The organism is Georgenia sp. G2120, from assembly GCF_055326485.1.
In genome coordinates this window covers 1-14478 of sequence record NZ_JBUZNL010000011.1, presented here as the reverse complement: position 1 = coordinate 14478, position 14478 = coordinate 1, and the positions used below count along the sequence as shown (strand labels likewise).

Here is a 14478-nt window from a genome sequence, read left to right as displayed (position 1 = left end):
CGGCGCGACGGCGCCGTCGACGTCGCGTGCCTGGGTCCGGGGGGAACCACGCGTTCGAGGTCGGGTTCGCGGGCCCGCACACCGTAATGGCCGACTTGTTACCCGGTCGATACCTCTGCGTGATCTGTGAGGAAACTCCCTCGCGGTGTTATCGACGTCGTGCACGGCCCGTCGGCCGTGGTTCCGCGCGGCTCCGCGCGCGGAACAACGCTCCCCTCCCGCGCCGACCCGCACCACCGAGCACGTGAAACGGCCCCGGTCCGCGCCTCAGGGGCGTGCGGACCGGGGCCGTGCTCGGGTGACGTGACCGCTCAGGTGAGCGGCGTCGTCGGACGGGTCAGAGCATGCAGGAGACGCAGCCCTCGACCTCGGTGCCCTCGAGGGCGAGCTGACGCAGGCGGATGTAGTAGAGCGTCTTGATGCCCTTGCGCCAGGCGTAGATCTGCGCCCGGTTGAGGTCGCGCGTGGTGACCGTGTCCTTGAAGAAGAGCGTGAGCGACAGGCCCTGGTCGACGTGCTGCGTCGCCTCGGCGTAGGTGTCGATGATCTTCTCGGGGCCGATCTCGTACGCGTCCTCGTAGAACTCGAGGTTGTCGTTCGTCATGTAGGGCGCCGGGTAGTACACGCGCCCGATCTTGCCCTCCTTGCGGATCTCGATCTTGGAGACGATCGGGTGGATCGACGACGTCGAGTTGTTGATGTAGGAGATCGACCCGGTCGGCGGCACGGCCTGGAGGTTCTGGTTGTACATGCCGTGCTCCTGGACGGAGGCCTTGAGCGCTCGCCAGTCGTCCTGGGTGGGCAGGGCGACGCCGGCGTCCGCGAACAGCTCCCGGACCCGCTGCGTGCGCGGCTCCCAGAGCTGGTCGGTGTACTTGTCGAAGTACGCGCCGCTCGCGTAGGCCGAACGCTCGAAGCCGGCGAACGTCTCGCGGCGCTCGGTGGCGATCTTGTTGGACTCCGACACGGCGTGGAACGCCACCGCGTAGAAGTACATGTTCGTGAAGTCGAGGCCCTCCTCGGACCCGTAGTGGATCCGCTCGCGCGCGAGGTAGCCGTGGAGGTTCATCTGCCCGAGGCCGATCGCGTGCGACATGTCGTTGCCACGCTCGATCGACGGCACCGAGGAGATGTTCGACTGGTCGGAGACGGCGGTGAGCGCACGGATCGCCGTGCCCACCGTCTTGCCCAGGTCCGGCGAGTCCATCGTCTTGGCGATGTTGAGCGAACCGAGGTTGCAGGAGATGTCCTTGCCGACCTCGGCGTAGGACAGGTCCTCGTTGAAGGTCGACGGGGTCGAGACCTGGAGGATCTCCGAGCACAGGTTGGACATGCTGATCCGGCCGTCGATCGGGTTGGCCCGGTTCACGGTGTCCTCGAACACGATGTACGGGTAGCCCGACTCGAACTGGATCTCCGCGAGCGTCGTGAAGAACTGGCGCGCGTTGATCTTCGTCTTGCGGATCCGGCCGTCCTCGACCATCTCGCGGTACTTCTCGCTCACCGAGATCTCGGAGAACGGCACCCCGTACACCCGCTCGACGTCGTACGGCGAGAAGAGGTACATGTCCTCGTTCGTCTTGGCCAGCTCGAACGTGATGTCGGGGATGACGACGCCGAGGGAGAGGGTCTTGATGCGGATCTTCTCGTCCGCGTTCTCCCGCTTGGTGTCGAGGAACTTGTAGATGTCCGGGTGGTGGGCGTTGAGGTAGACCGCACCTGCACCCTGGCGCGCGCCGAGCTGGTTCGCGTAGGAGAAGGAGTCCTCGAGCAGCTTCATCACGGGGATGACGCCGGAGGACTGGTTCTGGATCTTCTTGATCGGCGCGCCCGACTCACGGATGTTCGTCAGCGACAGGGCCACGCCGCCGCCGCGCTTGGACAGCTGCAGGGAGGAGTTGATGCCGCGGGCGATCGACTCCATGTTGTCCTCCACGCGCAGGAGGAAGCAGGAGACGAGCTCGCCGCGCTGGGCCTTGCCGGCGTTGAGGAAGGTCGGCGTGGCCGGCTGGAACCGGCCGGCCAGCATCTCGTCGACCATGTCCCGCGCGGCCTGCTCCTTGCCGTCGGCCAGCGTGAGCGCGACCATGACGACCCGGTCCTCGAAGCGCTCGAGGTAGCGGCTGCCGTCGAAGGTCTTGAGCGTGTACGACGTGTAGTACTTGAACGCGCCGAGGAACGTCTCGAAGCGGAACTTCTTCGCCCACGCCTGGTCCCAGAGGCTCTCGAGGAACTCGTGGCTGTACTTCGCGAGCACCTCGCCCTCGTAGTAGCCCTCGGTCACGAGGTGGTCGAGCTTCTCGCGCAGGTTGTGGAAGAAGACCGTGTTCTTGTTGACGTGCTGGAGGAAGTACTGGCGCGCCGCCTGGCGGTCGGCGTCGAACTGGATGTTGCCGTCGGCGTCGTACAGGTTGAGCATCGCGTTGAGCGCGTGGTAGTCCAGCTCCGGCGACGACAGAGCCTCCAACCCGGTGTCGGTCAGCGTGGTGGCCACAGGGCGTTCAGTCCTTCCTTGACCCGGGTCACGTCGTGCGGCGTGCCCAGGAGCTCGAATCGGTACATGTGCGGGACGCGACACTTGGCGGAGACGATCTCCCCCGCCAGTCCGTACGCCGACCCGAAGTTGAGGTTGCCCGCGGAGACGACCCCGCGGATGAGCGAGCGGTTGTGCTCGTCGTTGAGGAAGTGGATGACCTGCTTGGGCACCGCACCCTTCCCGTTGCCCCCGCCGTACGTGGGGACGACCAGGACGTACTCGTCATCGACCCGCAGGTGCGGCTCGGTGCGACGGAGCGGGATGCGGTGCGCCGGCAGGTCCAGCTTGTCGACGAACCGGTGGGTGTTGTTCGTGGCGGACGAGAAGTAGACGACGTGCGCCACGCCGACCCCCTCCCGGTCCGGTCAGGCCACCGCCGCGGCGCGCGCGGCGGCGACGGCCTTGATGCGGTCGGGGCGGAACCCCGACCAGTGGTCCCCGTCGGCCATGACCACGGGCGCCTGCTGGTAGCCGAGCGCCTGGACGGAGGCGAGGGCCTCCGCGTCCTCGGTGACGTCGACGACGTCGAACTCCAGCCCCTGCTTCGTGAGCGCGCGGTAGGTGGCATCGCACTGCACGCACGACGGCTTCGAGTAGACGGTGATGCTCATGGCGAGCCGGTCTCCTTCCGTGGGGCCTGTCCGGGACGGCGCGGACTTCCGCGCGTGAAACTACAAGCGTGTGGTTTGGACGAGGCGATCAATGACCTCGGACCATCGACACTACACCTGGGGGTCGGCCGCTGCGACGACCACTAGGTCTTGTGGTGTCGTGTCGTCCACAACTCGCTCTGTCCACAGCCCATCGTCCCCTCCTGTGCGCGTCCGACGGGTTCCTGTGGAGCGGCGGTGGACGGTCGGTACCCGCCCTCCTGCCACCTCGAGAGGGACCCGCGCCGCATGTTCCTGCGGTCTCCTCAGCCTGCCGGAGGCCACCGACATCGAGAGCCGGACCCGTGGACGAGCGGCGGACCGCCCTCCACACACCTGGGGACGACGACGAGCCACCCGCCCCTGTCCACCGCTCGGCACGTCGAAGGTGTCGGCGTGTCGGGGCTTCCTCGGCGTGTCGTCCACAGGGGGGCGATCACGCCGGCGCGTGGATCCCGGGCGTGTCGCCGGGGTCGTCAGTGGGCCTCGCCGGCGTCCTGGACCATGCGGGCGACATGGACCCGGTTGGCCACCCCGAGCTTGTTGAACACCCGCCCCACGTGGGTCTTGACCGTCGCCACCCCGAGGTAGAGCTCGGCGGCGATCTCGGCGTTGGACAGTCCGCGGGCGACGGCGCGGGCCACGTCCTGCTCGCGCTCCGTCAGCTCGGCGAACGCGGCGCGGGCCTCCTCGGCCGCGGCCTGCTCGTCGTCGACCTCCTCGGGCGCGGCCACCCGCGCCATGAGCTGCGCCGCCACGGACGGCGACAGCGCGGGCTCCCCGCGCGCGGCGCGCCGCACGGCCGCCACGAGGTCGGCCGGCGGCGTGTCCTTGAGCAGGAAGCCCTGCGCGCCGGCGCGCAGGGCGCTCACCACCATGTCGTCGGAGTCGAACGTGGTCAGCACGATCACCCGGGTCGCGGTGCCGGAGTCGGTGAGCCGCTGGGTGGCGGTCACGCCGTCCATCACGGGCATCCGCACGTCCATCAGCACGACGTCGGGGCGGTGCTCCTCGACCAGCCGCTGCGCGACGCGTCCGTCGTCGCCCTCGGCGACGATCTCGATGTCCCCGCCGTGGAGCAGCATGCGCAGGCCCGCGCGCACGAGCGGGTCGTCGTCGACGAGGACCACGCGCACCGGCGCACCGGCGGTGGGCGTTGCTGGCTCGCTCATGCCCCTATCCTCCCCCGCGGCCGCGCCAGCCGCCGACGCTCTCGTCCCAGGGCAGCCACGCGCGCACGGCGAAGACCGTGCGCCCCGTACCGTCCGGCTCGACCCCGTGGTCGAGGGTGCCGCCCGCGAGGTCGGTGCGCTCGGCGAGCCCGGTCAGGCCGCTCCCCGATCCCACGATCCCCCCGAGCGACACCCCGTCGCCGCCCTCGCCCGTCGGGCGCGGGAACGGCATGGGGTTGGTGACCGACAGGGTGAGCACCTTGCCGAGGCGACCCGAGAGCTCGACGTCGACGACGGCGTCGGGAGCGTGCTTGCGGGCGTTCGTCAGCGCCTCCTGCAGGACCCGGTAGGCCGTCCGGGAGACCGTCGGGGAGAGGGTGGCGAGGACGTCGTCCACGCCGGTGCCCGCCGTCAGTCCCTGGGCCGCCGGCATCCGCAGGGAGCCGATGCCGATGACGGACAGCCGCACCCGGGACCCGACCGTGCGGGCGTCGGTGATCAGACCGTCGATCGCCGCCATGGTCGGCTGCGGCGGTTCCCGGTGCCCCTTGCCGCCGTCGCCGCCGTTGTCGGCCCGCAGCACGCCGAGGACCTGGCGCAGCTCGGTGAGGGCGAGCTGGGCGTTCGAGCTGATGACGCCGGCGGCCTCGCGGACCGCGTCCGGGGGCAGGTCGTCGCGGTGGCTCAGCGCCCCCGAGTGGAGGGCGACGAGCGAGATCCGGTGGGCGAGGACGTCGTGCATCTCGCGCGCGATGCGGTTGCGCTCGGCCGTCCGCGCCCGCTCGGTCGACGCCTCGACCACGGCCTCGGCGCGCCGGGCCCGTTGCTGGAGCTCGGCCAGCAGCGCCCGGCGGGCGCCCACGTAGGAGCCGACCGCGAAGCAGAGGCCCACGAGCAGGAACGAGACGACGACGGAGGTGACGATGCCGGTGGTCGAGGCGAGCAGCGGCGCGTCCGCCTGGTTGCCGGACACCATGACGTCGGCCTCGGGCGGCATGGCCACGAACCTGCGTGTCACCCAGTCGTAGACCATCCCGCCGACGATGACGACGAGGGTCACGACGCCGAAGAACGCGTATCGCTGCAGCCGCCGACCGTCGCGGACCGGACGCGCCGCGTAGCTGCTGAGCGCGACGATGAGCGCCCCCACGCCGATGAAGGACAGCGTCGACGCGACGATCGTGATCGTCATGGTGACCGTGCGCGGCCAGCGCTTGCGCACGAAGAGCAGGCCGAAGCACACGATGCCCAGGACGGCGTCGAGGGCCAGCGTCACGATCGCGACGTCGTTGCCCGCCGGCAGGATGATGCCGATGAGCAGGAGCATGGCGATCCCGACCAGGACCCAGCCGCCGGCGAACACGTAGGGCAGGGCGCGCCGCCACCACCGTGCGCGGACGGTGAGGTCCTCGGTCGCCTCGTCCGCGGGGACGTCCATGGGCGCGTCGGCGGCACGCACGTCGGCCGCCGGCACGTCGGCGTCGGCAGGCGCGTCGACGTCCACGGGCGTGCCCGCGCCCACGCCGTCGCGCTCGGGCCGGGACGCAGTCATGCCGCCACAGTAGGTTCCGCGGCCGCGCGAGACGTCCGGCACGCGGATCGACCCCCTCCGCCCTCGGGCGAGCGCGGTCCACCCAGCGGTGGACCCCCTCCCTCCTCCGTCGTACGCCCTCCGGCCCACGGGACCAGCCTCGAGGCTCCGGGAAGCGACCCGTTCGGTCGATCCGCACACCCCTCCCGCCCGGCCATCCTGGATCCATGATCACCACCGAGGCACTGACCAAGCGATACGGCCCCGCCACCGCCGTCGACAACCTGTCCTTCATCGCGCGCCCCGGGCGCGTCACCGGCTTCCTCGGTCCCAACGGGTCGGGCAAGTCCACCACCATGCGGATGATCGTCGGGCTCGCGACGCCCACCAGCGGCACCGCCACCGTCCTCGGGCGTCGCTACACCGACCTGACGAACCCCGGCCGGCACGTCGGCGTCCTCCTCGACGCCTCCGCCCAGCACAACGGGCGCACCGGCCGTGAGGTGCTCACCCTCGGCGCCCTGACGATGGGCCTGCCGACCTCGCGCGTCGAGGAGGTGCTGGACACCGTCGGCCTCACGGCCAAGGAGGCGAAGCGCCGCGTCAAGGGCTACTCGCTCGGGATGCGTCAGCGGCTCGGCATCGGGTTCGCCCTCCTCGGCGACCCGGAGGTCCTCATCCTCGACGAGCCCGTCAACGGCCTCGACCCGCAGGGCATCCGCTGGATGCGCCAGCTCCTGCGCGGCCACGCCGAGCGCGGCGGCACCGTCCTGCTGTCCTCGCACCTGCTCAGCGAGGTGGCCCAGGCCGCCGACGACCTCCTCGTCATCGGCAAGGGCCGCCTCCTCGCCGCCGGCGCCAAGGACGAGCTGCTCGCCACCACCGACATCGAAGAGCTCTTCTTCACCACCACCGCCCACGACGACCGTTCGGAGCGTGCCGCATGACCACCAACGTCCAGACTGCGTCCGCCGCACCTGCCGCGGCCCCCACCACCGCGACCACCGCCGTCCCCGACGCCCCCGGCATCTCGCTCGGCCGGCTCGTCCAGGTCGAGCTGCGCAAGATGGTCGACACCCGCTCCGGGTTCGGCCTGCTCGCCGCGATCCTCGTCATCGACCTCGCCGCGATGCTCATCGTCGCGCTGGCCGGCGCCACCGACGGCCTCCCGTTCGAGGGCTACCTCTCGATCCTGCTCCAGGTCCAGCTCGTGCTGCTCCCGATCGTCGGCGTGCTCGCCGCCAGTCAGGAGTGGTCGCAGCGCACGACCCTGCAGACCTTCGCCCTCGAGCCGCGGCGTTCCCGGGTGATCGTCGCCAAGATCGCGGCCGCCCTCGTGCTCGCGCTCGTCATCACCGTCATCTCGGTCGCGTTCGCCGCCGGCGGTCACGCCCTCTCGGCCGCGACCGACTCCGCCGTGACGGCCGACTGGGCCCTCGACTCGGAGATCATCGGCGGCCTCCTGCTCAACGTCGTCCTCTACACGCTCATGGGTGTGGCGTTCGGACTGCTCCTGCACGCACCGGCGATCGCGATCGTCCTGTTCTTCCTCCTGCCGATGGTGCTCAGCGCCGTCTCGGGGCTCTTCCCCGACCTGCAGGACGTGCTCCAGTGGGTCGACCCGAGCCTCGCCTGGACCCAGATGTTCATGGACGACGGGATGGACGCGACCGGATGGGCGCAGATCGCCACGTCGGCCGCCATCTGGGTAGTCGCCCCCATGGTCGGCGGCTGGTACCGCACGGTCCGCCGCGAGGCGGCCTGATCCAGGCGGTGCGTCGCCGGGGGGTTGCGCACCGCCACCCGGGCGCCTGACCGGGACGAACCGTCGGCGCCCCGCCCGGGGCCCGACCCGCGGAACGCACCCCGCGGGTCGGGCCCCGGCGCACCCGTCCATCCGGCCCGGTATCGCGGGCCGGGTGCGACGCACCCGCCGCCGGCTCTCCGCCGGCGGCACCGGTCACGCGCGGCGCGGAGTCCTGGGGGACGGCACGCCGCGCGGGTCGTCCTCGACGACCACGAGGCTCCCGCGCCGGGACGGCTACCCGGAGCGGGGGCCTCGACCCGCTCTCCCCGCACGACGCCCCACCCCGCGCACGACGCCCGCCCCGCGCGGTCTCACCGTCCCGTGCGAGATCGCCGCCCCATGCCCGACGCCGTCCCGTGTGGGATGCCCGACGCCGGGAGGCCGGTCCTCACGGGCACGGGCCTGGGATGATGACCGTGTCCCCCCTGGACGAGAGGAACGCGCAGTGCCACAGATGAACGTCGAGAGCTTCAACCTCGACCACCGCGCCGTGTCAGCGCCGTACGTCCGTGTCGCCGACGTCAAGGAGCTGCCCGGCGGCGCCGTCCTGACGAAGTACGACATCCGGTTCACCCAGCCGAACATCGCCCACCTGGAGATGCCGGTCGTGCACTCCCTCGAGCACTCCGTGGCCGAGGCGGTCCGCGACCACGCCGACGACGTCGTCGACTTCTCCCCGATGGGCTGCCAGACCGGCTTCTACCTCCTGCGCGCCGCCGCCCCGGACCTGCCCGGCACGATGGCCGTGCTCGCCGACACCCTGCGCGCCGTCACCGAGCAGACCGAGGTCCCCGCGGCGAACGAGGTGCAGTGCGGCTGGGGCGCGAGCCACAGCCTCGAGGGCGCCCGCGAGGCCGCCGCCACGATGCTCGCCGCGCGCGAGCAGTGGGGCCAGGTCATGGCGGAGCCCGGGACGGACGACCCCACCACGCACGCCACCACGCACGACGACGAGGGGCGCCCGTGATGTCACCCATCGACCGCCTCCTCGAGAGCCGCGCCGCCGCCCGCGAGGCCCGCGCCGCCAAGAACTCCCTCGAGACCGTCGACGCCGTCGTGCTCTGCGCGATGGGCGAGGAGCTCTCCCCGTTCCTCGAGGACGCCACCGACCCCGTCGAGCTCGACGCACCCGGTGACGCCCGCGCCCTGCGCGCGACCGTCCGCGGCCTCGACCTCGTGCTCGTGCGCACGCGGGTCGGCCTCGTCAACGCCGCCGCCGCCGCCACCTGGGCACTGCTCTCCTACGCGCCGCGCGTCGTCGTGTCCGCCGGCTCGGCCGGCGGGCTGCACACGGACGTCGAGGTCGGGGACGTCGTCGTGGCCACCGGGCTGGTCTACGGCCAGGCCGACGCCACCGCGTTCGGCTACGCGCGCGGGCAGGTCCCGGGCCAGCCGCCGGTCTTCCCCGTGGTCCCCGAGCTCGTCGAAGCGGGTGTCGCCGCCGGTCAGGACGTCGGCGTGCCCGTCCGGCCGGGACTCGTGCTCAGCGGGGACGCGTTCGTCACCGCCGTCAACGTGGACGCCTACCGGGCCGCGTTCCCGGACGCCCTGAGCACCGACATGGAGTCGACGGCGATCGCCCAGGTCGCCACCGACTCCGACGTCCCCGTCATCTCGGTCCGCGGCATCTCCGACCTGTGCGGCCCGTCGGCGGACCAGGACTTCCACCTCGAGGTCGACCACGTGGCCGGGCTCAGCGCCCGGGTCGTGCTGGGGATGCTCGCGGCCTGACGCCCTCGGGCACACCGCGCGCCCCGGGCGGTCGGCCGTACGATGAGGGCGCCGCGAACAAGGAGAGACATGCCGGACTGGACCTGGATCCTCGTCGTCGTGGGCGTCCTCGCGCTCGCGGTCGTCGTCGCACGCACCGTCATCGCGCTCAGCCCGCGCAACGAGGCCGCCATGGCCGCCACCGCGGTGCACCAGGGCAGCTCCTCCACGTCGGACGGCGAGACCTCCGACGACGAGCCGGACGCCCAGGACTCCTGAACCCGGCGCGCGGGACCGCACGTCGGGTCGGCCGCACCGCTACCGTTCGCCCTCCGGCTCCGTCCGCGCGGCGTGCGCGACCCGGATCGCCCGCGCCTCGTCCACCTGACGCGCCTGCCGCGCCCGCACCTTCCGCGTCCTCGTCTCCTCCCGCACGGGGAGCTGGAGGTCGACCTCTGCGCTCACCCCGGCGCGCAGCTGCCGCATCCGGGCGAGCTCGGAGTCGAGCTCGGCGCCGAGCAGGAGCACGAGGTTCATCACCCACAGCCACAGAAGGAATACGACGGCGCCGGCCAGCGCCCCGTACGTGGCGTTGAACCGACCGAAGCTCGAGACGTAGACCGCGAACCCGAACGTGGCCAGCGCGGCGACGAGGATCGCGAGAGCGGCGCCCGGGCTGATCCACCGCATCCGGGTGAGGCGGGCGTTGGGCGTGGCGTAGTACAGCAGCGCGATGACGACGATCACCACGAGAACGAGGACCGGCCAGCGCACGATGCTCCACACGAGGACGGACGTGTCGCCGAGGCCCACGAGGTCACCCAGCCACTGCGCGACCGGCCGGGTGACGACGAGCAGCACGGCCGCGACGCCGACGAGCAGGATGAGCACCACCGTCAGCAGGTACATCGCGGGACGGTGCTTCCACAGCGGCCGCCCCTCCTCCGTGTCGTAGACGATGTTCATCGCCCGGCTGAAGGCGTACACGTAGTTCGACGCCGTCCACATCGAGACGAGGAGCCCGAGCACGAGTCCGAGTCCGGCTCCCCGGTTCTCGGTGACGGAGGCGACCGGCTCGCGCAGCTGGGCGACGAGGTCCGACGGGAGTGGTCCCTCGAGCATGGTGAGGATCGCGTTCGTCGTCGTCGCCCCCTGCCCGAAGAGGCCGAGGACGGACACGAGCGCGACGAGCGCCGGGAACACCGAGAGCACGGCGAAGAACGTGAGGGCCGCCGCGCGGTCGATCAGCTGGTCGTCGACGAACTCGGTGATCGTCCGACGCAGGACGTACCACCAGGCCGACGGCGTCCCGCGGGCAGGCTCCGGCACCCGGTGCGCGCCCGATCCCGTCCTCATGCGCCCAGGGTGGCCGACGATCGCCCCACCGGGCGGGATGTCGCGCCGTCGCCGCGGGTGATCAGGGACGATCGGCGACGCCCAGCTGGTCGAGGACGAAGGCCCACTCGGCCGCACGCTCGGACCAGCGGTCGTAGCGGCCGGAGCGCCCGCCGTGCCCGGCGACCATCTCGCAGCGCAGGAGCACGGGTCGGTCGGCGGGGTCGGAGGTCGTCACCTCGCGCAGCCGGGCCACCCACTTGGCGGGCTCGACGTACATCACCCGGATGTCGTTGAGCGAGGTGGTGGCGAGGATCGCGGGGTAGGGCGCCTCGCGCAGGTTGTCGTAGGGGGCGTAGGTCGCCATGTAGTCGTAGAACGCCGGGTCGTGCAGCGGGTCGCCCCACTCCTCCCACTCCCCCGTGGTCAGCGGCAGCGACGGGTCGAGGATCGTCGTCAGCGCGTCGACGAACGGGACCCCGGCGTGGATGACGCGGAACGTCTCCGGGGCGAGGTTGGCGACGGCGCCCATGAGCAGGCCGCCGGCCGAGCGGCCCTGGGCGGCGAGCCGTCCGCCGGCCACGAGCCCGGTGTCGAGGACGTGGTGCGCGGCGTCGACGAAGTCGGTGAAGGTGTTGCGCTTGCGGTCGAGCTTGCCGTCCTCGTACCAGGAGCGGCCGAGCTCGCCGCCGCCCCGCACGTGGGCGACGGCGAACACGACGCCCCGGTCGAGCAGCGGCAGCCGCTCGGCGCTGAAGGCGGGGTCGACCGACACCTCGTAGGAGCCGTACCCGTAGAGCAGGCCGGGGGCGGTGCCGTCGGCCGGCACGTCGGCCCGGTGGACGATCGAGAGCGGGATGCGGGTGCCGTCCCCGGCCGTGGCCCACTCGCGCCGCTCGACGTACCGCTCCGGCTCGTAGCCCGGCACGACCTTCTGCTTGACGACCACGGCCGACCCGTCGGCGAGGGAGTGCGCGGAGACCGTGGGCGGCGTGAGGAACGACTGCGTCTCGACGAGGATCTCGTCGCTCTCCCACTCGCGCACGTCGCCCAGCGCGACGGCGGTGAGCTCCCCGTCCACGACGACGTCGCGCGCCGGCCCGTAGGCCGGTCCCGCGCCGCCGGCGGGTCCGCCACCGGTGGGTGCGGCGTCGTCGTCGGGCGGGGTGTCGTTCCCGGCGGAAACGGTGCGGGGGAGGACGCGCAGGGCGGGCAGGCCGCCGGCGCGCAGCTCGACCACGGCGTGCCCGGCGAACGCGTGGGCGGCGAGGATCCGCTCCCCGTCCGCCGACCGCAGGAGGTCGCTCCAGTCCTCGGGCGCGGAGGGGCCGAGCGGCGCGGCCGAGAGCGTGAAGTCCTTCTGGGTGAGGTTGTGGACGACGAGGAGGTGGTCGCCGGCGACCTCGACCGTGTACTCGAGGCCCGGGCGCCGGGGCGAGACGACCTGCGGGACGAGCGCGTCGGCGTCGAGGGGGACGAGCAGGGCCTCGCCGGAGGTCGTGGCGGCGTGGTGGACCACGAGCCAGCGGCCGTCGCGGGAGGTCTCGATCCACGTCCAGTAGGTCTCGTCGTCCTCGCGCACGAGCCGCTCGTCGGTGGCGGGGTCGGAGCCGACCGCGTGGCTCCACACCTCGTGGGGGCGCCAGGCGTCGTCGGTGCGGACGTAGATCAGGCGCGCAGAGTCGGTGGTCCAGGCCAGGCCGTAGCCGACGCCGCGGACGGAGTCGTCGACGGTCTCGCCGGTGGTGAGGTCGACGACCCGGACGTCGAAGAGTTCCCCGCCGTCGAGGTCGATGCCGATCGCGGCGTGCCGGGCGTCGGGGGCCACGACGATCTCGGAGACCTTGAAGAACGCCTGGCCCTCGGCCTCGGCGTTGCCGTCGAGGACGAGCTGCTCGCCGTCGACGGTGCCGGCGGGGTCGGGGCGGCCGGACCCGGTGTCGGCGACCCGGTGCCACGTGGGGTACTGCCTCCCGGCGTGGGTGCGGGTGTAGTACCACCAGCCGCGCTCGAGGACGGGGACGTCGGTGTCCGTCTCCTGGGTGCGGTCCTTGATCTCGGAGACGATGCGGGCCTCGAGGTCCGCGAGGTGGCCGGTGCGGTCGTCCGCGTAGGCGTTCTCGGCCTCGAGGTGGGCGAGCAGCTCCGGGGACTCCTTGTCCCGCATCCAGTCGAACGGGTCGACGACGTCGTGCCCGTGATGGACGCGGTGGTGCTCGACGTGGCGAGGGGCGGGCGGCTGCGGGAGGTCGGCGGCGGTGCTCACCGCCCGAGGTTACCGACCTGGGCCGGGCCGGGTGAGGGCCGACCGGCCGGGCCGGTGGCCTCGGGCGGGAGGCTCAGCCCTGGGGGTGGTAGTTCGCGCCGGGGTACTGCTGCTGGGGCTGCTGACCCTGCTGGCCGTAGTTCGCGCCCGGGTACTGCTGCTGGGGCTGCTGCGGCTGCTGATTCTGCTGCTGGTAGCCCTGCTGGCCGTACCCCTGGGGAGCGGTCGGCGCTGCGCCCTGGTAGCCGGGCATCGAACCGCCGCCCTGCTCGGCCGCCTGCTCGATCTGCTCGAACTGCTCCTTGCTCAGCTGGGTCTGGGAGCCGCAGAACGTGCACTCCATGAACCGCTTCTTCGAGTACGGGAAGAGCGGGATGAAGAACAGCGTGAACTTCGCGATGAGCATGAAGAGGTGGGTGGCCGCCGGGTTGTGGCAGCGGCTGCACACGAGGTTGGTCGTCAGGACGTGCTTGCGCTTGGTGCGCGATCCCCAGATGATCATGCGAGAAGATTAGGGCGCGCCAGGCGGTGCTCCGGGCCGTGCCCAGGGGAGAGGTTCCCGGTCTCCGCGCGGGCGTGAGGTTCGACGACGGGGCCGGTCGTGCTAGCCGGTCGCGGGGCCTGCTCGTAGCCGCAGGGCCAGCCCAGGGCCGCAGTGCCGGCTCCTGGTCGCGGGGCGCGCCCGTCGCCTACTTCTCGCGGTCCCGCTTCTCCCGCGCGAGGCGCAGCTCGGACCACAGCCCGCTGACGGCACCGACGATCGCACCGAGCAGCAGCCACCGTGTGAGGTCACCCCGCCACAGGCCCCACAGCAGGCCGAGCAGCGCGCCGACCGCGATCGAGATGATGAGCTGGGACCACTTGGGCGGGAGCGGGCGGCGGGCGGGGGCGTCGGGCATGACCGAGACGCTACCGGCCCACGCACCCCGACCCGTGCCGCCCGCCGCAGCGTCGGTCAGGGGATCTGGAGCTCGCCCATCTCGTCCCAGCCCTCGCCGTCGACCTGGCGCGAGATGATCCGCGGCGTGCTCACGAGGTGCGGGCGCATGGTCTCGAGCCCGGCGGCGAAGTGGTCGCTGCTCACGTGCGGCGCGGCGCCGTCGTCGGTGAAGCCCTCGACGAGCACGTACTCGCTGGGCCGCTCGAGGCTGCGGGACCACTCGAAGAAGAGGTTGCCCGGCTCCTGCCGCGTCCGCTCGGTGAACTCGCGGACGATCTCCGGCCAGGCGTCGACGCTCTCCGGCTTGACCTCGTACCGGACGACGATGAAGTACATCCCTGCTCCTTGATCTGCTCGGCAGCGGCCGGTTCCGGCCCGAGGACGAGCCTGGCACGATCCGCCGACGTGAGGTTGCGCGTCCACGCCCGTCGTCGAGATTGCGGTTCGTCGTCGTCGAGATTGTGGTTGGGGCCCCAACCGCAATCTCGGCGACAGGACCCCGGACGCACGACGGCGGGGGTCCCCCCCCCC

At 72.0% G+C, this 14478-nt stretch carries 13 protein-coding genes and 2 pseudogenes; 5 read left to right on the top strand and 10 right to left on the bottom strand.

The features are described from left to right. Nucleotides 1-337: 337 nt before the first annotated feature. The 5 genes from nrdE to ACZLMO_RS12230 all read right to left on the bottom strand — a co-directional run bounded on the left by nrdE (nt 338) and on the right by ACZLMO_RS12230 (nt 5910). Nucleotides 338-2419, bottom strand: a complete 2082-nt coding sequence (gene nrdE, locus ACZLMO_RS12250; RefSeq protein ID WP_463653976.1) for a class 1b ribonucleoside-diphosphate reductase subunit alpha — start codon at nt 2417-2419, stop codon at nt 338-340. Between the two features lie 59 nt (nt 2420-2478). Continuing rightward, entirely contained in the window at nt 2479-2880 is a 402-nt protein-coding gene (gene nrdI / locus ACZLMO_RS12245; protein WP_425715898.1) for a class Ib ribonucleoside-diphosphate reductase assembly flavoprotein NrdI, read from the bottom strand. 21 nt (nt 2881-2901) lie between these two features. Further along, nucleotides 2902-3147: a glutaredoxin-like protein NrdH gene (nrdH, locus tag ACZLMO_RS12240; RefSeq protein WP_425715897.1), complete on the bottom strand. Its 246-nt coding sequence runs from the start codon at nt 3145-3147 to the stop codon at nt 2902-2904. A 515-nt stretch (nt 3148-3662) separates the two neighbouring features. Then, entirely contained in the window at nt 3663-4358 is a 696-nt protein-coding gene (locus ACZLMO_RS12235; protein WP_463653899.1) for a response regulator, read from the bottom strand. Between the two features lie 4 nt (nt 4359-4362). Beyond that, nucleotides 4363-5910 (bottom strand): sensor histidine kinase, encoded by a 1548-nt coding sequence (locus ACZLMO_RS12230; RefSeq protein ID WP_463653898.1) that lies wholly within the window; start codon nt 5908-5910, stop codon nt 4363-4365. 206 nt (nt 5911-6116) lie between these two features. Here ACZLMO_RS12230 and ACZLMO_RS12225 point away from each other — a divergent pair. The 5 genes and pseudogenes from ACZLMO_RS12225 to ACZLMO_RS12205 form a co-directional block, all read left to right on the top strand. Further along, a pseudogene (locus tag ACZLMO_RS12225) lies at nt 6117-6767 on the top strand (ATP-binding cassette domain-containing protein); the annotation flags it as partial. Between the two features lie 65 nt (nt 6768-6832). Further along, complete coding sequence (locus ACZLMO_RS12220) at nt 6833-7654, top strand: ABC transporter permease (protein ID WP_425715893.1); 822 nt, start codon at nt 6833-6835, stop codon at nt 7652-7654. Between the two features lie 496 nt (nt 7655-8150). Beyond that, nucleotides 8151-8600 (top strand): annotated as a pseudogene (locus ACZLMO_RS12215) (S-ribosylhomocysteine lyase); the annotation flags it as partial. A 62-nt stretch (nt 8601-8662) separates the two neighbouring features. After that, a complete protein-coding gene (gene mtnN, locus ACZLMO_RS12210) occupies nt 8663-9427 on the top strand; it encodes a 5'-methylthioadenosine/S-adenosylhomocysteine nucleosidase (protein WP_425715901.1) in 765 nt (254 codons plus the stop codon). Between the two features lie 69 nt (nt 9428-9496). Beyond that, a complete protein-coding gene (locus ACZLMO_RS12205) occupies nt 9497-9685 on the top strand; it encodes a hypothetical protein (protein ID WP_463653897.1) in 189 nt (62 codons plus the stop codon). A gap of 39 nt (nt 9686-9724) precedes the next feature. On the opposite strand, the gene ACZLMO_RS12200 is transcribed toward ACZLMO_RS12205, so the two are convergent. The 5 genes from ACZLMO_RS12200 to ACZLMO_RS12180 all read right to left on the bottom strand — a co-directional run bounded on the left by ACZLMO_RS12200 (nt 9725) and on the right by ACZLMO_RS12180 (nt 14283). Then, entirely contained in the window at nt 9725-10762 is a 1038-nt protein-coding gene (locus ACZLMO_RS12200) for a YihY/virulence factor BrkB family protein (RefSeq protein WP_425715890.1), read from the bottom strand. 61 nt (nt 10763-10823) lie between these two features. Beyond that, entirely contained in the window at nt 10824-13007 is a 2184-nt protein-coding gene (locus tag ACZLMO_RS12195; RefSeq protein ID WP_463653896.1) for a S9 family peptidase, read from the bottom strand. Between the two features lie 73 nt (nt 13008-13080). Further along, nucleotides 13081-13509 (bottom strand): zinc-ribbon domain-containing protein, encoded by a 429-nt coding sequence (locus tag ACZLMO_RS12190; RefSeq protein WP_425715888.1) that lies wholly within the window; start codon nt 13507-13509, stop codon nt 13081-13083. Nucleotides 13510-13696: 187 nt separating this feature from the next. Next, nucleotides 13697-13906 (bottom strand): hypothetical protein, encoded by a 210-nt coding sequence (locus ACZLMO_RS12185; protein ID WP_463653895.1) that lies wholly within the window; start codon nt 13904-13906, stop codon nt 13697-13699. Nucleotides 13907-13962: 56 nt separating this feature from the next. After that, nucleotides 13963-14283 (bottom strand): putative quinol monooxygenase, encoded by a 321-nt coding sequence (locus ACZLMO_RS12180; RefSeq protein ID WP_425715886.1) that lies wholly within the window; start codon nt 14281-14283, stop codon nt 13963-13965. Between the last annotated feature and the right edge of the window lie 195 nt (nt 14284-14478).